The following is a 23,770-nucleotide window of genomic DNA, read 5'->3' on the forward strand; positions in this document are numbered from 1 at the left end:
TTTATGAACCATAAACAACAAATAAGACCTTTCTTAAGATGGGTCGGTGGTAAAGCAAAGTTTATAAATACACTTTTAAATTTTGTACCTCCAAAAGATCAATACGATAAATACTTCGAACCATTTTTGGGTGCAGGTTCTCTTTTTTTTTCTTTAAATCCAAAGAAAGCTGTACTCTCTGATGTTAATTCTCATCTAATAAATTGTTATTTATACATTCGAGAACAACCTGAATTAGTACATAAATATTTGTCGTCATTAGCTAAAAAAACATCAAAATCATTTTACTATATACAAAGAGATGAATACAACAAATCTTTGCCTTCCGCAAAACAAGCAGCAAGATTTTTATATTTAAATAAAACTTCATATAATGGTATTTTTAGAGTAAATAAAATTGGAAAGTTTAATGTACCCTATGGTTATATTGCATATCCAGTATTGCCTTCTTTAAATGATTTAAGAAATATTAGTGTATCTTTATATAGGAAAAATATTATTGCACAAGATTATTCACAGATTTATAAGCAGGTTAAAGAAAATGATTTTATTTATTTAGATCCCCCCTATCCACCTTTAAATGGGACTTCATTTTTTACACATTATACAATAGATAGATTTTCGTATAGGGATCAGGAAAAACTAAATGAATTTGCAAATAAGTTGTCATTAAAGAATTGTTACATTATGATCAGTAATGCTGATACTCCTAAAATTCGCGAATTATATTATAATTGGAATATTTTTGAATTAGAAAAGACTCGTTTTGTTAGCTGTAAAACAGAACGTAAAAAAGTAAAAGAATTGATTATAACAAACTACTTTCCAGGTTAAAGTACATTTTTGAATTTATATAAGGTATTAAAGCACTAATTAAACCGGGAATATATAATTCTTTTCTATCCATCCTTCCGTTTGTAAAATATGAAATTGCTCCGCCTTTTTGTTTTGTATTTTCTTGTTTCATAATTTTCTCCATTACGTGACCAAGTTCTTTTCTTTGCAATAATTGATTTGTCACAATTTCCGGCAATTCAAAATGAGCGGAAGTCCCAAAAGAAGTTTTTCCACTTTTATGAATTACACACATGCAACCAAATGCAAACCATTTACCAAATGTTTGTTGAATTCCACCTTCAATTCCAACAAAAAAATCTGCATTAAGATTTTGATCGGAATTAATTTTTTGTAAAGCCAAAGCTCTATTCTGCGCACCAAAATATGTTTCATCGTTTATAGGCTGATCCGGAACATTTGAAGGAACTGAAATTCCCACAACTTCAATATCTTCAAAATATAATGAGAATGTTTCTTTTACCGCATTTATTTTTACCGGATTTTTTGAACCGACGAGAATTTTCATTTATAATTTTTCTAAATAAATTGATAATTAATTTGAGTAACCATTTGGTAATTGGGAAAGTTCCATAATTTTCTCCGGAAATTTTGGTGAAGTAAATCCAAACTTTGCATAAAGTCCATGCGCATCTGAAGTTTTAAGCATCCAACCTCGTAATCCTTGAATTTCGGGAAATTCAATAATAGTTTTCATCAGCCATTTTGATAATCCCTTTCCTCTAAATTCATCAAGAATAAAAACATCGGCTAAATATGCGAAAGTTGAAAAGTCTGTAATTAATCTTGCAAAACCAATTTGATTTTGCTGAAGATAAACTCCGAAACAGAAAGAATTTTCAATCGAATTTTTTACTATGGAAATGGGAATATTTTTAGCCCAATAAGAATGTTTTAAAAAATCATGAATTACATCGATTTGTAATTTTGTTGAATCAGTTGAAATTAAAAATTCATTTTGCTGATATTCCCGAACAATTGTTTTCATAGATCTAGTCTCCGCAATCAATAAAAGGAATGCAAGGTTTTTCTCCAACAACTTCTTTAAGCAAATTAAAATTTTGATCAAATGCTTTTATTTTAGTTTGGAAATCAAAATAATCATAAACTAAAATTGGAGCAATAAAATCAACCATTGCAACGCTTCCGGTTGTATCAATAGGAATTTGGAGAAATTTAAATTTGTCATCTCTGTAAATTTCTATACGCACACGATTCAATTCATCATACACATATTCTATCGAGGCAAATCCAAAATTTCTATTTGTAAATGGTTTAAAAGATTTATCAAAATATTTGATAAGTCTTACATTTTCATTTTTGTCATATTCAAACAAAGTTATTGCCGGAGCGAACAGTTCGTCGGTTAGTTTTCCATTTTTATCACAACGCTCAATTCTTATGGGTTTATTATTATGATATGAAATTTTTTCATGAAAATTATTTTTGGTTTCTTTTTCTTCAACATCACTTTTAATTATTTCATAAATATTGTTTTGAGGTTCTACCAAATTAAATTTAACAGTATTTTTTTCATTTGATAAATTGCATGAATTAAAAAAAGACGCAAAAATAATTGTATAAAAATATTTTGAAATTTTCATTTAGATTCCATAAAAGGTTAGTTAAAATTTAAATAAAATTATTTAGCGTAACAAAATCATTTTTTTTGTTGAAATAAAATTACCATAAGTCAATTTATAAAAATAAATGCCGGATGATAAATCTGAAGCATCAAAATTAATTTCATAATTTCCCGGATTTTGTTTCTGATTTAATAGAGTTCTAATTTCTTTTCCTAAAACATCATAAACCATTAGTTTGATATTTGACGTCTCACGTTTTTCGTTTTTCGGAATTGAATATTTAATTATTGTAGTTGGGTTAAAAGGATTCGGGTAATTTTGAAAAAGTTCAAGTTTATCCGGCACAGTTTCTTCCGTAAAATCAATTGAGGTTAAAACTTCTCCATACTTTTGTTTCGCTGAAATAACAGTTTGAGTTAACTTTGTTAAATCATCTCCGGCTGCAATAAGAAAATCAAAATTATGTTTTACATTTGGTTGTAAATTAAAAGGTCCGGTTGATATTACAAGTGAAATATCATTCGGTCCGGTTGAACTATATTTTATTCCGTTTGTAAGCGAAGTCCATTTTTCTTCATCTGTAAAACCATCCCAAGAAATTGTTGGATTATTTGTTCCTTTATCATTCATTGCAAAAAAGTTTTTTCGACCATCCGATAAAATAGCAAGCCCGATATGAGTTGAAACGGGGTCAGCATTATCATCAAATACATAACCAAAATTATTTGTTGAATCGTACGCAATCATATCATCATCATAACTTGTATCGTCAATATCAAAATCCCAATATTGTCCGATATAAAAATTATTTATTTCTTCGTTTGTTTTATTAAACAATGTGTACCTAACAAACATAAAATCTGAATTAACTTCCGAAAAAGAATATGTGTAAAACTCGGTTTCAATTCCCAAACTTTTTGGTTGAGCCACAACATCATTAAAAACTGCATATCCTTCTTTTTCTGAAATATCACTATTTACATTAACTTTTATTGGTGTGATTATAGAAAAATCTAAATCTTTATCTCCGTCAGAATTTCTTGCGCTGCTCACAATTGAGTTTGAAGAAGTTCCATAAATTAATGAACTTTCGAAAATTACATTTGGTCCATCCTTATATCTTAAACCATTTCCCTTTAAGTTAGTTGGATAATCATCAAACCCAATTGAACCATTGCTCGTAAAAGTTATAGATAAATTTTCACTTGTTTGGATTTCATAAGTAGGATTTATCGAAATTGTAATCCATTCAAAATCTTCATAGTTATTTTCAGTGTAAGTTAATTTCAAATTTATATCAATGTTTTCTGCCGCAACTGAATTTATATTAATTGAAAAAAAATCATTTTCTGTTTGAGTTGATTGTAAAGTGGCAATCGAGCCAATATTTCCGCCGCTTTTTAATAATTGGATATTTGAATTATCTGTTTCGAGATTGACATTTAAACTAACAAGTGATGTAAGATAATTTGTAAATGTGGGACTTATATTAATTGTTTCACCCGATTCATAAATTCCATCTCCGTCTCCAATTTCAGAAAAATTTAAATTTGAAATTCGGACAGATTTTGAATTTGTATTTGTTAAGGATTTATATGCATTAATTCTTCCGGCACCTAATTGAAAATTATATAATAAATTAAGATTATCAATATTGTCACAATTTACTCTTATTTGTTCGGCAATTTGCAAAGGTGTGTAAGTTGGAAATTGATTTGCAACCAACGCTGCCAAGCCCGCTGTAATTGGCGAAGACAAAGAAGTACCATCTGCTGAAATATAAAACGGATCATCTTGCCAAGTTGAATAAACATTAACGCCCGGCGCACAAACGTCTACCTTAGTCCCATAATTTGACCAGCTTGCCTTAATATCTGAATTATCGGTTCCGGCAACAGATAATACTCCATTATAATTTGCCGGATAAAAACCGGCATCGTTATTATCATTTCCGGCAGCAGCAACAACCAGCGCACCTTTCGAAACTGCATAATCAATAACCGCTTGTGCCGCGTTTGAAAAATTATTACTTCCCCAACTGCAATTAATTATTTTAGCACCATTATCCGCTGCGTAAATAATTCCTTCATAACCATATGCTACTAAAGCAAGTCCGGATTCGCTTCTTATATTATCTTGGGCAGTTTTTACTGCCAACAATTTACTTTTAAAACCAATAGATGCAATTCCAATTTCATTATTTGAAACTGCGCTTGCCAATCCAGCAACCAATGTTCCATGATCTGCGCGATCTTCTTTGGGATTATTATCAGAAGTTCCTTCAACTCCGCCAAAATCCCAGCCGTGGATATCATCAATAAATCCGTTGCCATCATCATCAATTCCGTTGTTATCAATTTCATCCATATTATTCCAAATATTTGCTGATAAATCCGGATGTTCCCAATCAACTCCGGTATCTACAATTGCGATAATAATTTCTTCACTTCCGGTATTAACATCCCACGCCTCTTGGGCTTTAATCACATTTAAATAATGCTGAGAAGTTTGAAAAGACGGATCATTTGGTGTAAAATCAATTTTGCTTAAATAATGAGGTTCTGCCCATTCAATTTCCGGCAAAGATGAAATTTCTTTTAGAACAAAATTAATATCAAATGGAGATTTAAATTTTAATGTAAATATATTTTGTAAAATTTTTGATGATGAATTATTTCCTTTGGAAAGTTTAAAAGTTTGTGTCAATTCACTTTCTTGAAATTTTTGAATTACAGAATTTGAAATTTTATATAGTGATGAACTTTCTTTGAATTTTAAAATGATTCTATCAGAAAAGTAAATTTCATTGTCTTTTTCTATAATATTTGTGTTGCCAAAAATTTGTATGAGATTTATAAAATATATAATCTGAAATATTTTTTTCATGAAAGACCTAAAAAAATGATAGAATTTTTTTTGTTTGAAAAATATAAAACATTTTACTGAGAAATAAGATATCAGCTTTGATACGATAATTCTTTATTTATTATTATCTAATAAAAAAATAATTTGCTACTTAAGTAAAAATATTTGAGATTTAAATTGTAAAAAAAAATTTCATGCAAATAGGGGGTGTATGAAGAAAGGACAATAACAAAAACAATATCTGGAGGAAGAATGTTGCTAAAAATCCCAAAGTTAAAATCAATCTTTCATTCTTGTATTCTGCCCCAAAAACAACAGAAAAGTTTTGAAACCTTGCAAATTTTACAATCAATCAATCAATCAATCAATCAATTGAGCTTCAGCTTTACTAACTTTTCACTGTTTTTCGTCTTTCGTTTTATATTATTCATTCTTTTCACTTTTGGCTTTTCTATTTTCACTTTAAATTACGGACAAGTAAAAATAAAAGAGAAAGTGGAATTGAACGAACAAACAGAAATATTATATGATAATATTGTTTTAAATAAAGGCGCCAACTCCCTGGAAATTAGAATTACTTTTGATCCGGTTATACCCAATAATGGAGGCACGTATTCTCTACAGTGTACGCTTTATACAGCAGTTAACTCTGGATGCTCAAAACTAACATTTGTTTCACCATGGGATAATTCCGGTAATTTAAGTTTTACAATAACTGCTCCAAGACCAACGCGATACGGTGTTGGTATTAGAGGGAAAACCGTAAAACCTAATGGTCAAATAACATATCATATACCGGACCAAGCTTATTCAGTTTATGTTGATGGAGAATATTATACTACAAGGTGGACAATTTCACAGCCAAGTACTGGAATACCAATTGACCCATGGTTTGGAAAAGTTTACTTAAACAGCGGACATACAACCACAGAAAGAGTAAGTTTTAATAATGCAGTTACGACAAGCGCCAAGAAAGGTGATGAAAATTTATGCACAGCAATTATTGGAAATTTAGAAAAAGACTTTTTAATAACTACAATAACAAAAGGAAGTGAATATTTATCATTCTATGATGCAGTTAGTGGTTTATCCATTGGCGATTCATTTAATGAAAATATAAATGGTTTGTACGCAACTTTAAAATATGATACACCATATTATGGTACTAATGATTATGATGCAGAAATAACAACTGAAGTAAATGGTTATACAAAAACTGCTACTTTTGAACTCATACCGGAAGAATGTGGCACCGGTGCACCGGAATGTGATGGAGAACCTGATAAACCAATTATAACAACCAAAGAAGTTACTTTTGATCAAACTGTTTGTGATAAATCTACGAGAAGAGGGAATGTAAAACCTAACTTTAAATCACTGTACAGCCAATACAAGGTTAATACTTGTTTCAATAAAAATGAAAATAAATGGCAATATGAAATTGAAGATAATTCAATAAATGTTGAGTATCAGAAAACAATTTGTATGGATAATTTAAGGAATCTATATCCGGAATTATTATTTAGTTTAAATGATGTTAACACTTCAAATATTCCTATGGAAGACGCTTGCATTGCATATAAGAACTTTAATGCACAAAAACCATATGGCGGAAGTAGTGGTAACAAGTACTACATTGTTGAAGTAACCATTAAACATGAAGAAACTCATGTACAAGACTTGAAAGATTGGGTTGAAGAATATTCAAATAGTTGGAAATTGCCAGATGTAATTGTTGGTTACAAACCCGATTGTAACGAAATAAACAACTATGCTGATGCAGAGAAAGAAGGTAAAAAACATATAAAAGGGGGTCTACAAAAGTTTAGAAATTATCTAAATGAAAAATTAATATCACATATGGGAAAAAATGGTAGCAAAGAAAGAAGTGATTATGAAGAAAAAACACAAAAAAGAGTGGGCTATATTATAGAAAAATATGTAAAAAAACTAAAAACCATTTACCCTAATGTCGCATTTGTTGACTGTAAATAATAATTACGGAGAAAAAATGAAACTTATAAAATTATTACCTTTTCTTGTTTTTTATTTCTCAACACATACCTTATTTTCACAAGGAATATCAGAAGAATATAAACAAGAAATAATAAACTCCTTATCAATCACAACATTCGATTCATGTTTAACGGTTCACTATGGTGGAAATGCAATAGAAGCAGTTATTGAATATGAAATATACGAAGCAATACCCGTAATTATTGAACATATTTGGAAACAGGGCCCATATTATCAAACCAGATTTATAGATGCATTATATCAATTAGAAGCAGAAGAAACTGAAATGATGGCTTTAGCTCTACTTGATTCAATAGATACATATGAGGTAAAGGAGCGCGATTTTACGAAACTAGAATTAAAATTATTAGTCGTTCAAACTCTGTTCTATTTGGGCAACTATGAAAAATACCAAATAGTTTTTGATAGAATTAATGAAGCAAAACCGGAACTAGCATATGGTGCAATTTATCTATTACCTGAAATTATTTGGCGTTATCCGGAACATGAGGAAAGAGCAAAAAATGAACTAATTCAATTTATTCAAAATTCTGATCATGATTTACAGAAAATGTATGCAGCATTTGCCATTGATACAGTTTACGGTGAATCAATGATAGATTATTATTTAGATTTGTTTGTTTCAGCAGGTGATTATTCTATTAGGTTAGTTATTTTGGATGATTTTTTAACTAAATATAAAAGTACACAAGTAAATAATTTGTTAAGACAAAGATTGTATGAGGACGGGCATGGGTATAATAGATATGAAATTGCAGAACACCTTTTAAAGTATTACGGAACACCTTCAGATTATAAATTTGTTAAAGATTATCAACCAAATGAATTAGATGTTGAAATGAAAGAATGGATTGAATCTGATTTAACTCATTTTATGCCCATCGGACCAATAGATAGTACTATTAGTATGTCGAAAATACTAGATACACTTACTTCCTACACAAACCAATGTTATGGTTATGAATGGTTAAAAGATGAAACTTACAAAAATGAATTATTAACCAAACTTACAAATGCAGAAAATTACTTAAATGCAGGAGACTCATTAAACTGCAAAACAGAAGTTACGGCATTTCAAATCAGTGTAGATATGGTTTATCAAAATGCAGAAGAAAATTATCCAAAATATGTAAGCGATGAAGGATATAAATTTCTTTATTATTATTCTGGGTATATAATAGAAAGATTGTGATTTTGTGAAAAGTGAAAGGGCAAAAGTGAAAAATTAACATTCAACTCGAATACACAGAAATTCGTGTATTTGTAGCAAAATTAATTAGGAGAAAGAAATGAAAATAATTTTAATTTTTATTTTATTAACAAGTCAATTTTTGGCACAAACAGTATATGAAATTCCATTTGCATCAAAAGGAAATGAAATAGAATTATCTATTTATAATGATTCTGAAAATAACTTAAGCAATGTTCAAATATCTGCAAAAGATTTTCCAAGCTGGATAAATTTAAAAAATATTGAAACTGAAATAAGTTTATTAAATTCTAAATCAGAAGGAATTGTTTCTTTTAAATTTGATATTGATAATGAAGCAACAGTAATGGAAGAAAAGGAATTAAAATTTGAGATAACAGGTAATGATCAAAATTGGAGCAAGGAAATAAGAATAGTAATTCTTCCACCGGAGAAATTTGAATTAAATCAAAATTATCCCAATCCGTTTAATCCAACCACAACATTAAGCTATACAATTCCGGCAAACAATACACTTGAAACATCAGAAGTTCTTTTATTTATATATGATATTTTAGGCAGACAAGTAACAAAATTAGTTGATGATTTTCAAAGACCAGGTTATTATAAAGTTGAATGGAATGCTTCAAATTTAGCAAGCGGAATGTATATCTATCAATTAAGCATGAAAAATGGAAATAAAACAGAGCTGTTAAGAAAGAAAATGATGTTGATGAAGTAGTAAAACGTGAAAAGTCAAAAGTGAAAAGTAAAAAATAAATTCGTGAATTAGTGGCAAAATTAATCCCATCAATTCGGTGGGATTTTTTTATATATGTTCTAATGCTTGAGAAATATCATTTATAATATCATCAGCATTTTCAATCCCAACAGAAAGTCTTACTAATCCGTCAGTTATTCCGGCAGATTCTCTTGCTTCTTTTCCCATTGTTAAATGCGTCATACTTGCCGGGTGTTGAATCAAAGTTTCAACTCCGCCTAAGCTAACAGCAAGCTGGCAAAGTTTTACAGAATTCATTAATATTTTTCCGGATTCAATTCCGCCCTTAAGTTCAAACGAAATCATACCACCCGGAGCTTTGTGCTGCTTTTGTGCAACTTCATAATTTGGAAAAGATTTTAATCCTGGAAATCTCACCCATTCAACTTTAGGATGATTTTCTAAAAATTCTGCAATTTTAATAGCATTCTCAGAATGTTTTTGCATTCTAATAGAAAGAGTTTTTAATCCGCGATGTACTAGAAAAGAATTAAATGGATCAATAACTCCGCCAACTTGATTCAGTATTTTTCTAAAATGTTTATATGTATCTTCATCTTTAACAATAATTATTCCTGCAACTACATCAGCGTGACCATTTAAAAATTTTGTCATACTATGTAAAACAATATCAACTCCAAATTGAAACGGCTGCTGCAATACGGGACTCATAAAAGTGTTATCAACAACAACCAATGCATTATTTTCTTGAGCAATTTTTGAAACTGCTTCAAGATCTGTAACTTCTAAAGTTGGGTTTCCGGGAGTTTCTATATAAATAATTTTCGTGTTTGATTTTATTGCATTTTCAACTTTGGAAATATCTGAAGTATTTACAAATGTAACTTCAACATTAAATTTGCTGAAAACCGTTGCAAGCAAAGTTGATGTTGGACCATAAACTGATTTGGAACATACAACATGATCGCCGGTTTTTAATAAAGCTGTAAACACAGTATTTATTGCCGCCATTCCGCTTGCACAACCCAAAGCTTTATAACCGCCTTCAAGCTCGGCAACGGCGTCTTCCATTGCTTCAATTGTTGGATTAAGCATGCGAGTATAGATGTATCCTTTTTGTTCACCAGCAAATAAAGATCCGCCATGATCCGCAGATTCAAATTTAAATGTTGATGTTTGATAAATTGGTGGAACTACCGGTCCGTGTTCATATTCTTTTATTCCGGCATGAACGCATTTTGATTCAATATGTAAATTTTTATTTTTGCTCAAAATATTTACTCTTCGATATTGTCTAATTCAGTTTGTTCGTTTGTTTGTTCTTCGGTTTCATCAACTTCTTCACTAACAACTCTTGCTACATCTGCAATTATATCACCATCTTTTAAATTAATTAATTTTACACCTTGCGTGGCTCTACCCATCACTCGTAAATTTTTAACAGCTTGTCTAATTACCATTCCGCCATTAGTAATTATTACTAACTCATCATTATCGTTAACTTCCTTAATAGAAATTAGATTTCCGGTTTTTTCGCCGGTTCGTACTGTAATAATTCCTTTTCCGCCGCGTTTTGTAATTCTATAATCGTCAATATTGCTTCTTTTTCCAAATCCCTTATCGGTTACAACTAATAGAGAAGTATTTGTACGAACAACTATTACACCGATTACTTGATCACCGGCACCCAATCTAATTCCTCTTACTCCGGTTGCGGTTCTTCCCATATCTCTAACATCGGATTCATTAAAACGAATTGCCAAACCTTTCTTTGTACCGATTACTAAATCATTATTACCATCAGTTAATTTCACTTCAATTAATTCATCACCTTTTAATACGTTTATTGCATTTATTCCGCCTTTGCGAACATTTGCATAAGCAGAAAGAACAGTCTTTTTAACAGTTCCGTGTTTTGTTGCCATTACCACAAATTTATCTTCAGCGAAATCTTTAACAGTAACGAATGCAGTTATTTTTTCATCTTTTTCTTTTTCAACTAAATTTTGCAAAGATCTTCCGCGTGAAGCTCTGCCGCCTTCCGGTACTTCATGAACTTTTTTCCAATAACACTTTCCTTGATCTGTAAAGAACATAATATAATGATGAGTTGATGCAATAAACATATGCTCAATAAAATCTTCGTCTTTTGTACCGGCACCGGTAACACCTCTTCCGCCGCGACCTTGCTTTCTATAACCGCTAACTGGAAATCTTTTTATAAATCCGGAGTGGGATATTGTAACAACGACATCTTCTTCGGCAATAATATCTTCAAGAGAAAATTCTTTAAAATCTTTAATTATTTCTGTTCTTCGTTTATCGCCATATCTTTCTTTAATTGCAAGCAACTCTTCTTTAATAATTGTATTTCTTTTTCTTTCGCTTTCAAGAATTCCCTGAAGTTTTTCAATCAATTTAATTGTTTCTTTATATTCATCTTCAATTTTCTTTCTTTCAAGTCCGGTTAATCTTTGCAAACGCATATCCAGTATGGCTTTTGCTTGGATTTCACTTAATTTGAATTTTTTAATCAAATTATTTTTTGCGGTTTCGACATCTTTAGACTTTTTAATAGTTTCAATAACTTCATCAATATTATCTAAAGCAATTATGTAGCCTTCTAAAATATGAGCTCTTCTTTCTGCGGCATCTAATTCATATTGAGTTCTTCTAATCAATACATTCATTCGGTGAGCTAAGAAATGTTCCATGGTTTCGCGTAATGTTAAAACCTTTGGAGCGCCATTAACCAAAGCAAGCATTATCACGCCGAAAGTAACTTGCATTTGCGTGTGCTTAAAAAGCTGATTAATAATTACATCCGGCTGGGAGCCTCTTTTTGTTTCAATTACAACTCTCATTCCATCTCTATCGGACTCATCACGAATATTTGAGATATCGCTAATTTTATCATCTCTAACTAATTCAGCAATTTTTTCTATTAGATTTGCTTTATTCACTTGATATGGAAGTTCAGTAATAATTATACTTTCTCTTTCATTCTTGTGGGTTTCAACATTAGCTTTTGCACGAATAATAATTTTTCCTCTGCCGGTTGTATAAGCATCTCTAACACCTTCATAGCCAAAAATTATTCCGCCCGTTGGAAAATCCGGAGCAGTTACATATTTAATTAATTCTTCATTTGTAATTGCCGGTTTTTCAATCATTGCAATTAAACCATCAACAACTTCAGTTAAGTTGTGTGGAGGAATATTTGTTGCCATACCAACTGCAATTCCGCTAGCACCATTTATTAAAAGGTTTGGCAAATAAGACGGCATTACCGTTGGCTCTTGCAAAGATTCATCAAAGTTTGATGTAAATTCAACTGTGTTTTTATCAAGATCTTTTAATATCTCTTCGGATATTCTTGCCAAACGTGCTTCGGTGTAACGCATTGCTGCGGGGGAATCACCATCGATTGACCCAAAATTTCCTTGTCCATCTACCAGCGGATAGCGAAGAGAAAATTCTTGTACCATTCTCACCATACTTAAGTAAACTGCAGAATCTCCATGCGGATGATATTTACCAAGAACTTCTCCAACTATTCTCGCAGATTTTTTATACGGTTTATTATACGCCACACCTAATTCGTGCATTCCAAATAAAACTCTTCTGTGAACGGGCTTTAATCCATCTCTAACATCAGGCAATGCTCTGGCAACAATTACAGACATTGCGTAATCTATGTAAGACGATTTCATTTCATCTTCTAAAGCAACGGGTAAAACTTTTTCAAAAATTGTAGTCATGTTTCAACACTTATTTTGTTAAAAAATTATATATCTAAATTTGCATATTTTGCATGTTTCTCTATAAAAGCTCTTCTTGGTTCAACAACATCGCCCATTAGAGTTTCAAATATTTTATCGGCAGCTGCGGCACTTTCCAAGTTTACTTGTAATATTGTTCTTGTTTCAGGATTCATTGTTGTTGACCATAATTGTTCCGGATTCATTTCTCCCAAACCTTTATATCTTGAGATATTTACACCCTTTGGTAAATTGCTATCGCTTTCTTCATTCTCAACATTTTTTGAAGATCCGTTTCCCATCCTTGCTAAAATTTTATCTCTTTCTTGATCATCATAAGCATAAATTTCTTCTTTTCCTTTTTTGATTTTATAAAGCGGCGGCTGCGCAATATACACATGTCCGGATGTAATTAAATCTTTCATTTGTCGATAAAAGAATGTTAGTAAAAGAGTTCTAATATGACTTCCATCAACATCGGCATCCGTCATAATAATAATTTTGCCATATCTAGCTTTTTCTGTATTGAAGTCGGCTCCGATTCCGGCGCCAATTGCAGTAACCATGGTTTTTATTTCATCGTTTTCAAGAACTTTATTAATTTTCGCTTTTTCAACATTTAGAATTTTTCCTTTAATTGGAAGAATTGCCTGAAACCTTCTATCTCTTCCTTGTTTAGCAGAACCGCCCGCAGAATCTCCCTCAACAATATATATTTCACAATGTTCGGGATCTTTAATTGAGCAATCAGCAAGTTTTCCCGGCAGATGCATTGAATCCAAGGCACTTTTTCTTCTTACTAAATCTCTTGCTTTTCTTGCAGCTTCGCGTGCTTCCGCAGCCCGTAAACATTTATCAATTATTTTTCTTCCAACAGCGGGATTTTCTTCAAGATAATCAGCAAGTTTTTCTCCAACAATTGATTCAACAATTGATTTAACTTCACTATTTCCAAGTTTGGTTTTTGTTTGTCCTTCAAATTGCGGTTCCATAACTTTTATGGAAATTACAGCTGTTAATCCTTCTCTAAAATCATCACCGGTTAAAGTAACTTTACTATTTTCTTTAATGAGTTTATTTTTTGTTGCATAATTGTTGAATGTTCTTGTGAGTGCTGTTTTAAATCCAACAAGATGCGTTCCGCCTTCGTGGGTATTGATGTTATTTACATAAGTGTGAATGTTATCAGAATAAGCATCGCTATACTCAAAAGCTATTTCAACGGGAGTATTATCTTTTTCGCCTTCAATATAAACTGTTTTGTGAAGAGGCTCTCTGGTTTCATCAAGATATTTTACAAACTCAATAATTCCGCCTTTGTAATGATATGTTTCTTCCTCTTTTTCAACTTCATCTGTAATTTTTATTGTAACATTTTTATTTAGGAATGCCAATTCTTTCATTCTTTCAGTAAGAATTTCAAACTGGAATTTTGTGGATTTGAAAATTTCATGATCCGGCATAAATGTTACTTTTGTTCCAGATTCCTTTTTAGTACTCTTTCCAATTTCTTTAACATCAGCTTTTGGAATGCCTCTTTTATACTCTTGAAAATAAATTTTTCCATCTCGTCGCACTTCAACTTTTAGCCATTCTGAAAGCGCATTTACAACAGAAACACCAACTCCATGCAATCCACCGGAAACCTTATAACTGTCTTTATCAAATTTTCCACCGGCATGGAGAACTGTCATAACAACTTCCAAAGCAGATATTTTTTCTATTGGATGAATATCAACGGGAATTCCACGTCCATAATCTTCAACAGTTACACTTCCGTCTTTATTTATGATAACTACAATTGTATCGTTGTAACCGGCTAAAGCTTCATCAATACTATTATCAACAACTTCATTTACTAAATGATGCAAACCTCTTACGCCAATATCGCCAATATACATTGCGGGTCTTTTTCTAACTGCTTCAAGACCTTTTAAAACATTAATATTACTTGCAGTATAGTTTTTTTGTGCTGTTTCTTTTGTCACGGATAATCCTATTTATTAAAATTTTATATCAATTATAATTTTTTCTTTGAAGTAATTATTTATTTTTTCAACAATTAATTTTCTGTTTAGAAAAAGTTCGTTTTTTAAAACTGAATTTTCTGCAGTTAAAAAAAGAATTTGTTTTTTTACACTTTTTACCGAAACTGTTTTTTTTAATTCGGGAAATATTAAATAGAATTTATCAACAACTTCATTTTCCTTTGCAGATTTTCTGAATTTTTCAAAAGCACTTTCGTTATTTATTATTTCAGTTATGCTTCTAAATGAATTAAGCATAAACAGCTTCTCCGTTGTTTACACTTATTACAATATCATCTTTTGTAACATTTAAATTTTCCAATTTGGAAAAATCTGTCATTGTAATAAAAGCTTGTCCAATGCTTTTTAAATAACTGCTAATTTTTTCTGCTCTGAACGAATCAAGCTCGCCAAATACATCATCCATTAGAAATATTGGAGTAATTTTTAGTTTATCTTTTAAATAAAAAAACTGACTAAATCTTAATGCAATTTGAAAAGTTTTATGCTGACCTTGCGAACCAAATTTTTTTAATTCAAGCCCATCAATAAAAAAATCAAAATCATCAATGTGAGGTCCAACCAAATTTCTCGCTTTTTTAAATTCCTCATTTTTTAATTCATTTATTTTTGATTGAAATAAATTTTCTGTGTTCTCAATCTCAGATGAAAATGAAACGTATTTTATTTCAGGAAACTCCTTTTTGCCCATAATAAATTCATATGGTTTTTGAATATACTCATTGAACTCATTAAGGAAAGTCATACGATGTTTAATAACTTCAGAACCGATTTTAACTAACGAAAAAGTCCATGCATCTAACTGGTCAAATAATTCCGGCGAGTTAAATTCTTTGATTTTTGAAAGCAAAGCGGATCTGTTACGAAGTATTTTATTATAATCAAGTAAGAGCTTTAAATATGTTTCGCTTGATTGAGCTATAATTGAATCTACAAACCTCCTTCTTTCAGATGGAGCTCCTTGCGTAATTGCATGATCAGATTGCAATAAAGCAACAACTGGAAATTTCCCTATAAGTGAAGCCGCTCTGTAAACTTGTTTATCATCTAAAAAAACATTTTTCTTTTTAACGGATTCATCAAAAAATATTCTTACTTTATTTGTAGAATACTCAGAAAAAATTCCATTAATTTCAAAAAAGTTTTTATTAAAATTTAGCGCATCAATATCAGAATTTTGATTTAAGTTTTTAGTTGTGCACAAATAATAAATTGCTTCTAATAATGATGTTTTTCCTTGTCCGTTACCACCAACAACAAAGTTGAGGTTATTTGAAAATTCTAAATTCGTATGCGTGTGTAATCTAAAATTTTTTAATTCAATAGATTTCAAAATCATAATTAATTGTTTAAGCGAACCGGCATAAGCAGCATCATAAGCTCATAATTTTCTTTTTCGTCAATCGGTAAAATAATTACGGCTTTTGTTGCCGAGTGAAGTTTGAAATTAATTTTCTTTTCTGAGCCAAGATGATTTAAAACATCATTTACGTATGATGAATTAAATCCGATTTCAAGATTTTCACCTTTATATTTGCATAAAATATTTTCGGTTCCGGAAGCACCTAAATCCAAATCTTCCGCAGAAACTTCCAAATTATTTTCTTTGATTGAAAATTTTACACGTCTTGTATTTGATGTTGAAAACAACATCATTCTTTTAATTACGTTATGCAATTCTTTAGTTTCAATTTCTAAAGCAAATTCATTTTCCAAAGGAATTACACTTGAATAATCCGGATATTTTTGCTTAATCAATCTTGAAATTAATTCATATTCGTTTAGCTTAAACGACATATGACTTTTGCTGAAATAAACTTTTACATCTTTTTCATCTAAAATTTTAAGAAGTACAGAAACAGCTCTTTCCGGTAAAACATATTGGGAATCAATTGGAATTTTAACATTCTTGTAAAGTAAATTTACAAGTCGGTGACCGTCTGTTGTAACAAATCTTAATCCTTCTTCAGTAAATTGAAACAGAGTTCCCATCATTGCCGGGCGCATTTCTTCTTTGCTCATTGCAAATGAAGTTTTTTCAAATGCAAATCTTAAATCACTACCGTTCATCGAAATTTCATTAAGTTCTTCTTTATCCAAAGTATCATTTGGAAAATCCGGAATTTCCGGAAATTCGTCATGACTCAAATAACTTAAATTATATTTTCCTTGATCAGTTAATAAATTTACTTTTCCGTTTGATAAAATTTCAAAACGGATAGTAGTATCATTTAGAGATTTTATAACATCATATAAAAGTTTAGCGGGTAAAAGTAATTTTGCATTTTCATCAGCAACAATTTTTAGTGATGATTTTAATGAAATTTCAAGATCAGTTGCGTAAACCGTAAGCTGCCCGTCTTTAATTTCGAAAAGAAAATTTTCTAAAATCGGCATTGGTGTTCTGGTTGGCACTGCCGGAATAATTTTAGAGAGCAGTTTTTCCAATTCTTTACTATTTACCTTAAACTCCATAAAATTCCTCAAATTTGAAAAGTTTTTTAATATGGAAATATACCAAGTTTATGCATAATTTACAATTATTTCACTTTAAGTAAAATAAGCTAAATGTTTAATTTTTATTGATAATTTTTGATGTGAATTGAGTAAAACAATCAAAAGCTTTATTGAAAAGCAAATACAAATATAAGTTAAGGTGTTAAATAACAATTAGTTAAGAATATTTGTATGATTTTAAAAAAATTGTTTATTTATCTGAATTTATTTAACTTTGTGTTCTTTGTAATTTAGAGGTAATAAAAAGATGAAAAGAACATATCAGCCGAGTAATAGAAAACGAAAAAATAAGCATGGTTTTAGAGCAAGAATGGCATCTAAAAACGGAAGAAAAGTTCTTGCAAGCAGAAGAGCTAAAGGCAGAAAAAAATTAACAGTAAGTGATGAATTTTAGTTTTGAAGAAGTATTCTTTTTCTAAAAAAGAAAGATTAAGACAAAAAAAGATTTTCAAAAAGTTTACTTAAAGGGAAAACTTCTAAATTCAGCACAAAATAAATTAAAAGTTAATTACTATTTTGAAAGCAGCGTTAATGAAAGTGGTATTAAAGCTGCTTTTGTAGTTTCTAAGAAGTTTGGAAATGCAGTTTGGAGAAATAGATTTAAAAGAGTTCTGAGGGCTGCTTATAGAATTAGTAAGTTAGAATTTGCAGAATACTGTGTGGTTAATAATTTTTTGCTCTATTTAATATTCTCACCTAAAACTATAAATCAAAAACAGAACAAGATTTTAAATCAAAATTATATTATTGATGATTTAGTTGAACTTTTGCAAAAAGTAAAAACAAAATTAGAAAAACATGAGTAACGCATTTATATATTTAATTAAGTTTTATCAAAAAATAATTTCTCCAATGTTTCCGCCTTCTTGCAGATTTTACCCAAGCTGCTCAAATTATGCGATTGATTCATTTAATAAATATGGTGTTTTCAAAGGCGGAGCTAAAGCAATTTGGCGAATTTTAAGATGTAATCCGTTTAATAAAGGCGGCTATGATCCCGCTTAATTTATAAATATTTGGTACAAATTTTATGGATAAACAGTCAACAATAGCATTTATTTTAATTGGAGTTATTTTAGTTTTTTGGTTATATCTAAATTCTCCGCAGCCGCCGGTAAATCAACCTCAAAAAGCAGATAGCACTAATGTTGTTACACAAAAGGATAGTGTTGAGTTAGAAGATACAAAGCTTACCGAAGCCAAAGAAAATGAAAAATTAATTCCTCCTTCAAATTTTAATAAACCAATTCTACAAGAAAAAGTTATTACTATTGAAACTGATTTAGCTTTATTGGAACTTACATCAAAAGGCGGAAGGTTAAAAAAGTTCTACTTGAAAAATTACAAAACTTGGTACCACAATGAAGTTGATTCAAACGATTTTTATAATTCATATGTTCAACTTATAAATTACAATAAAGACGGTGGTGATTTTAATATTGTATTTGTTACAAAAGAAGGTCAGCTGATAAATTCTAAAAATTTAGAATTCGAATCTGATAAAAATGAATCATATTACAGAATAAAAGATGGTGATTCATTATCTCTCAATCTAACTTTTAATATTGAAGGAAATAAAAGTTTAACCAAACAATTTACTTTTTACGGAAATGATTACAATTCAAAAGTTCAAATAATTCTTAATAATCTTGAAGACGTAATTAGCAGTTACAGATATGATTTGGAATGGTCAAACGGAATTAATTTTGTTGAACAAAATTCTGTTGATGAAGCAAATTTTTCAAGCGCGGCTGCTTTTACGGCAGACGAAAAAGTTGTTATTGATGCAAGCTCAGTTGATGAACCGGTTGAAAAGGTAATGAACGGAAAAATTGATTGGCTTGGAATTAAGAATAAATATTTCACAATAATTTTAGCTCCGCAAAATCCAAGTAATGAAGGCGGTGCAGATTTTAAAGGTGAACATGTTTTAAATCAACTTGGAAATAGAGAATATTATTCCGCAAGTTTAAGAATTCCGTTTAACAATCAAAAAGTTCAAAAAGATAATTTTAGATTATATATTGGTCCGCTTGATTATGAAATTTTAAAATCTAAAAATAACAATTATCAAGCAATGTATGATTTTGGAAGTTTCTTTGGATTATCATTTATAACCCGACCAATATCAGAATATATTTTACATCCGCTGTTTGTTTTCTTGCATAAATTTATTCCAAATTACGGCTGGGTGATTATTGTATTTACAATTATTCTTAAAATCGGTTTATCTCCGCTTACAAAACAAAGTTTTAAATCGATGAAAAAAATGTCTCAGCTTCAGCCCAAAATTGCTGAGTTGAAAGAAAAGTATAAAGATGATCAACAAAAAGTGCAGAAAGAAACGATGAAATTATATTCCACTTATGGAATAAATCCAGCTGGCGGATGTTTGCCAATGTTATTGCAAATGCCAATTTTATTTGCTCTTTATACATTTTTTAATGTTGCAATTGAATTAAGACATGAGCCATTTTTATGGTGGATAACAAATCTTTCATCACCGGATGTTATTTATAAATTGCCATTTAAAATTCCTTTATTCGGAATTGATATTATTACCGGATTGGCACCGCTTCTTGGAATAACAATGTTTTTCTCACAAAAAATGACCGTAAAAGATCCAGCACAAAAAGCAATGGTTTATATGATGCCGGTAATGATGATATTTATATTTATGCCATTATCTTCTGGATTGAACTTATATTATTTTATGTTTAATTTACTTTCAATTGCGCAGCAATATTATATCAATCATCAACATGGTGAAGAGTTAGTGCCAGTTGAAAATCCTAAAAAGAAAGCCGGATTTATGCAAAGAATGATGGAAGCTGCTGAGCAACAGCAAAAGTCTCACAAACAAATTGGTAAGAAAAAGTAAAATAGATTTGATATTTTTTTTATGCTCAATACTTAGTAAAAGAATATTTTAAAAGAATTTTCATAAAATTAAATTATTTAGGAAATTATAAAATTACTTCATGAAGGCTTTACTCCATAAGCTGATTTTACTTTTTTTATTTTTTCCTACATTTGTGTTTCCTCAAGAAACATTAGAATTAAAGCTTTTCCTTAAAGAAAAAAAATTACCATTCGGAATTACAAAACTTGTTCCGCAAGACAAACCGGAAGTTAGCTTAGTTTTAAGCGGCGGCGGATCAAGAGCACTTTCCCATATTGGAGTTCTGCGTGCATTAAAAGAATTAGAAATTCCAATAGATCAAATTATTGGAACAAGTATGGGAAGCGTTATCGGCGGACTTTATTCTGCTGGATACACTATTGAAGAAATGGATTCAATTGTAAAAGTTACAAATTGGGATGAATTTTTTTCTTTAATTGATGCAGACAGAAGAAATTTATTTGTCGATCAAAAAATTACGGAAGATAAATCACTGCTTACTGTAAGGCTTAACGGATTTAAGCCTTCAATTCCTACTTCCATAAATACCGGAAAAAAAATAAGCAACTTTTTAACAAGTTTAACAATTAATGCTCCAATAAATCATTCGGATTCTTTTGATAATTTACTTTACAAATTTAGAGCTGTTTGTACGGATTTAGTAAGCGGAAAAAGAACAGTAATAAATAATGGATTGCTAAGTGAAGCAATGCGCGCAAGCTCAAGCGTTTCATTTTTACTTCCACCCGTAAAAAGAGATTCTCTAATTTTAGTTGACGGCGGATTGGTTGATAATCTTCCGATAAAAACAGCAGAAGAATTAAATCCCGATTTTATTATTGCTTCCGACGCAACAAGTTCTTTAAGAAATAAAAACGAGTTGGAATATCCTTGGGAAATTGCAGATCAATTGGTTACAATTCCATCAAGAATAATTTGGGAAGAAAACATTTCCAAAGCAAATATTCTCATCAAACAAAATCTTAAAGATAGAAAAAATGATAATTTTGAAAACCTCGATGAAATTATTAATTCCGGTTTCGATTCCGCAAAATATTTGTTATTGAGCACAAAGAATGAATTGACAAAAATATTCAGACAAAAACTATCTAAAGATGAAAAATATTTCCATAACATTTCGCTTCCGGAAGATCCTAATATTTTAGAAAAAGAAATTTTTGAAAAATATAAAGAAGCTAATTCATTTAGCAAAACTGATATTTTATGCGATCTTTATAAATTTCAAGAAAGAGGAATTTATAATAATCTTTCCGCAGTTTCAAATGTTACGGATTCTTCAACAGTAATAAATATTAATTATCAAATAAATTCCAAAATAAAAAATTTTGAATTAATTGGCATAACACAAATTCCCGTAGAAAACGCGCTCAAACATTTTGATAATATTTTAAATAAACCATATTCCGCCGATGAAATTGTAAATTCTTCTTTAGAATTAATAAAGCAGTATAGAAAATTGGGATTTGTCCTTGCCACAATTGACTTGATTTATTTTAGTTCCGATTTGGAAAAATTATATGTTACAATTAACGAAGGACAAATTACAGAAATTGAAGTTGAAGGAAACGAAACAACTTTAAACTCAGTAGTTACAAGAGAATTTGCTTCTGATGTTGGTGATTTTTTACTAAAAAAAAATCTTGATGAAGGACTTGAAAATATTTCCGCAACCGATCTTTTTGATAATGTTAAATTAAGTTTCGTTAACAATGGATTGGGGAAAAAAATTAAAATTGAACTTCAAGAAAAGTTGCCAAATGTTTTACGATTGGGTTTAAGAATTGATAACGAAAATTTTACGCAATTTGCTGTTGATTTAAGAAATGAAAATTTATTTGGAACCGGATCCGAACTTGGCTTTTCTTTATCGGGTGGAATTAGAAATAGATCATTTTTAATTGAGCATAAAACAAATAGAATTTTTAACACATATCTTACTTACAAAGCCCAAGTATTTTATAATTTTAATGATGTAAAAGTTTACGCAGATGATGATATTGAAAACAGATATAAATTTAGTAGATCAGAAGTTGGGGAATATAGGCAAATATTTTTTGGCGGATTTGTTGGAGTTGGCGCGCATCTAAAAAAATTAGGAACTCTTACCGCAGAAGGAAAATATCAAGTTGATGAAATAAAAAGTGTTACGTCAATTTCTTCCGATCAAACTTATAAAATTGATATTTCGAGTCTTAAATTAAGATTGCAAATAGATTCTCAAAATAAATATCCTTTCCCAACAAAAGGATTATATATAAATACTTTTTATGAAACCGCACAAAAAATTCTTGGCGGAGACATAAGTTTTGCAAAATTTAATTTTGATTATTCGGGATATGTTTCAATTAATAATCATACAATTAAACCAAGATTTATATTTGGATTTGCGGATGAAACGCTTCCGCTAAGTCAGCAATTTGATTTTGGCGGACAGAAAAATTTTTTCGGTTATAGAGAATATGAATTTAGAGGAAGACAAATTTTTATTTCATCTCTTGAATACAGATATAAATTACCAATTCAAATTTATGTTGATACATACTTAAAATTAAGATATGATTTAGGTTCATCATGGAATAAACAAGAACAAATTCAGTTTAATGATTTAAAACATGGATTAGGTTTATCTCTTTCTTTAGATACACCGATTGGACCGGCAGATTTTTCGGTTGGAAGAAGTTTATATTTGAAAGATACTTCGCCGGAAAGAATTCTTAGTCGTGGACCATTTATGTTTTATTTTACAATTGGATATTATTATTGAAATTATTTAATAAATTAAATTTGTTAAGAACTGGTAATTCATTAAATCCCACAACTTCATTTTTATCCCAAGCTTTGTCGCCTAAAAGTTCATATTTATGTTTTGAAAGAACTGCAAATTTTCTTTCAGTCAGATAATAATTTTTATCAAAAATAAAAAAGCAAATTACAACTTCAAGATTTAACTTAGCACTCCATTTTTTATAGGATTCTGCTGCGCGTTTATTAAGCCAATAACTGGTTTGTGTTTTACTTTTCCAATCAATTAAAAATTTAATTCCATTATAATCTGCAATAATATCCGGCTTATCTTCACCTTTTTCCCAAACTTTTTCATATCGCCTGTCATTTCCAAATTCTTCAAATTTAATTCCCCATTGAGTAAACAAATTTTTTCCGTGATATTCTGCTAAATCGTGTAATTTATAATTTTCTCGAAAATCTTCTTTCGTTTTTGCCGGCTGAAAATTTAATTCTTTCATCT

Annotated in this window: 20 protein-coding genes; 9 read left to right on the plus strand and 11 right to left on the minus strand. The window is 30.1% G+C overall.

Features of this window, described 5'->3' with window-relative positions; genetic code table 11:
* Nucleotides 1-3 precede the first annotated feature (3 nt).
* Nucleotides 4-834: a Dam family site-specific DNA-(adenine-N6)-methyltransferase gene (locus IPH62_07105; GenBank protein ID MBK7105033.1), complete on the plus strand. Its 831-nt coding sequence runs from the start codon at nucleotides 4-6 to the stop codon at nucleotides 832-834.
* On the opposite strand, the gene yjjX is transcribed toward IPH62_07105, so the two are convergent.
* The 4 genes from yjjX to IPH62_07125 are packed head-to-tail and all read right to left on the minus strand — an operon-like array spanning nucleotide 809 to nucleotide 5,327.
* Nucleotides 809-1,363 carry an inosine/xanthosine triphosphatase gene (yjjX, locus tag IPH62_07110; protein ID MBK7105034.1) on the minus strand — a complete coding sequence of 185 codons (555 nt, stop codon included), beginning with the start codon at nucleotides 1,361-1,363 and terminating at the stop codon, nucleotides 809-811. The genes IPH62_07105 and yjjX overlap by 26 nt on opposite strands.
* Nucleotides 1,364-1,390: 27 nt before the next feature.
* On the minus strand, nucleotides 1,391-1,843 hold the full coding sequence (locus IPH62_07115; protein MBK7105035.1) for a GNAT family N-acetyltransferase: 453 nt from the start codon (nucleotides 1,841-1,843) through the stop codon (nucleotides 1,391-1,393).
* A gap of 4 nt (nucleotides 1,844-1,847) precedes the next feature.
* On the minus strand, nucleotides 1,848-2,459 hold the full coding sequence (locus IPH62_07120) for a hypothetical protein (protein ID MBK7105036.1): 612 nt from the start codon (nucleotides 2,457-2,459) through the stop codon (nucleotides 1,848-1,850).
* A 42-nt stretch (nucleotides 2,460-2,501) separates the two neighbouring features.
* Nucleotides 2,502-5,327, minus strand: a complete 2,826-nt coding sequence (locus tag IPH62_07125; protein MBK7105037.1) for a S8 family serine peptidase — start codon at nucleotides 5,325-5,327, stop codon at nucleotides 2,502-2,504.
* A gap of 480 nt (nucleotides 5,328-5,807) precedes the next feature.
* Here IPH62_07125 and IPH62_07130 point away from each other — a divergent pair, with 480 nt between their 5' ends.
* The 3 genes from IPH62_07130 to IPH62_07140 all read left to right on the plus strand — a co-directional run bounded on the left by IPH62_07130 (nucleotide 5,808) and on the right by IPH62_07140 (nucleotide 9,274).
* Nucleotides 5,808-7,301, plus strand: coding sequence for a hypothetical protein (locus tag IPH62_07130; protein ID MBK7105038.1), 1,494 nt, complete (start codon nucleotides 5,808-5,810; stop codon nucleotides 7,299-7,301).
* 16 nt (nucleotides 7,302-7,317) lie between these two features.
* The gene (locus IPH62_07135) at nucleotides 7,318-8,535 is read left to right on the plus strand and encodes a hypothetical protein (protein MBK7105039.1); all 1,218 of its coding nucleotides are present in this window, start codon (nucleotides 7,318-7,320) and stop codon (nucleotides 8,533-8,535) included.
* Between the two features lie 97 nt (nucleotides 8,536-8,632).
* Entirely contained in the window at nucleotides 8,633-9,274 is a 642-nt protein-coding gene (locus tag IPH62_07140) for a T9SS type A sorting domain-containing protein (protein ID MBK7105040.1), read from the plus strand.
* Nucleotides 9,275-9,361: 87 nt separating this feature from the next.
* Here the strand turns inward: IPH62_07140 and IPH62_07145 are convergent, their stop codons facing one another.
* The 6 genes from IPH62_07145 to dnaN are packed head-to-tail and all read right to left on the minus strand — an operon-like array spanning nucleotide 9,362 to nucleotide 17,558.
* The gene (locus tag IPH62_07145; protein MBK7105041.1) at nucleotides 9,362-10,546 is read right to left on the minus strand and encodes a PLP-dependent transferase; all 1,185 of its coding nucleotides are present in this window, start codon (nucleotides 10,544-10,546) and stop codon (nucleotides 9,362-9,364) included.
* Between the two features lie 5 nt (nucleotides 10,547-10,551).
* A complete protein-coding gene (gene gyrA / locus IPH62_07150) occupies nucleotides 10,552-13,035 on the minus strand; it encodes a DNA gyrase subunit A (protein ID MBK7105042.1) in 2,484 nt (827 codons plus the stop codon).
* 26 nt (nucleotides 13,036-13,061) lie between these two features.
* Nucleotides 13,062-15,023, minus strand: a complete 1,962-nt coding sequence (gene gyrB, locus IPH62_07155; protein ID MBK7105043.1) for a DNA topoisomerase (ATP-hydrolyzing) subunit B — start codon at nucleotides 15,021-15,023, stop codon at nucleotides 13,062-13,064.
* A gap of 15 nt (nucleotides 15,024-15,038) precedes the next feature.
* Entirely contained in the window at nucleotides 15,039-15,320 is a 282-nt protein-coding gene (locus tag IPH62_07160) for a DUF721 domain-containing protein (protein ID MBK7105044.1), read from the minus strand.
* A complete protein-coding gene (gene recF, locus IPH62_07165; protein MBK7105045.1) occupies nucleotides 15,313-16,422 on the minus strand; it encodes a DNA replication and repair protein RecF in 1,110 nt (369 codons plus the stop codon). The genes IPH62_07160 and recF overlap by 8 nt, the downstream gene beginning before the upstream one ends.
* Before the next feature lie 2 nt (nucleotides 16,423-16,424).
* Nucleotides 16,425-17,558, minus strand: a complete 1,134-nt coding sequence (gene dnaN, locus IPH62_07170; protein ID MBK7105046.1) for a DNA polymerase III subunit beta — start codon at nucleotides 17,556-17,558, stop codon at nucleotides 16,425-16,427.
* A 289-nt stretch (nucleotides 17,559-17,847) separates the two neighbouring features.
* On the opposite strand from dnaN, the gene rpmH reads away from it, so the two are divergent.
* The 5 genes from rpmH to IPH62_07195 all read left to right on the plus strand — a co-directional run bounded on the left by rpmH (nucleotide 17,848) and on the right by IPH62_07195 (nucleotide 23,287).
* The gene (gene rpmH, locus IPH62_07175) at nucleotides 17,848-17,994 is read left to right on the plus strand and encodes a 50S ribosomal protein L34 (GenBank protein MBK7105047.1); all 147 of its coding nucleotides are present in this window, start codon (nucleotides 17,848-17,850) and stop codon (nucleotides 17,992-17,994) included.
* A gap of 34 nt (nucleotides 17,995-18,028) precedes the next feature.
* Nucleotides 18,029-18,406, plus strand: coding sequence for a ribonuclease P protein component (gene rnpA / locus IPH62_07180; protein MBK7105048.1), 378 nt, complete (start codon nucleotides 18,029-18,031; stop codon nucleotides 18,404-18,406).
* Entirely contained in the window at nucleotides 18,399-18,605 is a 207-nt protein-coding gene (gene yidD / locus IPH62_07185) for a membrane protein insertion efficiency factor YidD (GenBank protein MBK7105049.1), read from the plus strand. Before rnpA ends, yidD begins: the two co-directional genes overlap by 8 nt.
* 25 nt (nucleotides 18,606-18,630) lie before the next feature.
* The gene (gene yidC / locus IPH62_07190) at nucleotides 18,631-20,481 is read left to right on the plus strand and encodes a membrane protein insertase YidC (GenBank protein ID MBK7105050.1); all 1,851 of its coding nucleotides are present in this window, start codon (nucleotides 18,631-18,633) and stop codon (nucleotides 20,479-20,481) included.
* 100 nt (nucleotides 20,482-20,581) lie between these two features.
* Nucleotides 20,582-23,287 (plus strand): BamA/TamA family outer membrane protein, encoded by a 2,706-nt coding sequence (locus IPH62_07195; protein ID MBK7105051.1) that lies wholly within the window; start codon nucleotides 20,582-20,584, stop codon nucleotides 23,285-23,287.
* Here the strand turns inward: IPH62_07195 and IPH62_07200 are convergent.
* On the minus strand, nucleotides 23,265-23,768 hold the full coding sequence (locus IPH62_07200) for a hypothetical protein (GenBank protein ID MBK7105052.1): 504 nt from the start codon (nucleotides 23,766-23,768) through the stop codon (nucleotides 23,265-23,267). The two genes, IPH62_07195 and IPH62_07200, sit on opposite strands and share 23 nt — an antisense overlap.
* Nucleotides 23,769-23,770 lie beyond the last annotated feature (2 nt).

Source organism: Ignavibacteriota bacterium (assembly GCA_016708125.1).
Taxonomy (GTDB): Bacteria; Bacteroidota; Ignavibacteria; order Ignavibacteriales; family Melioribacteraceae.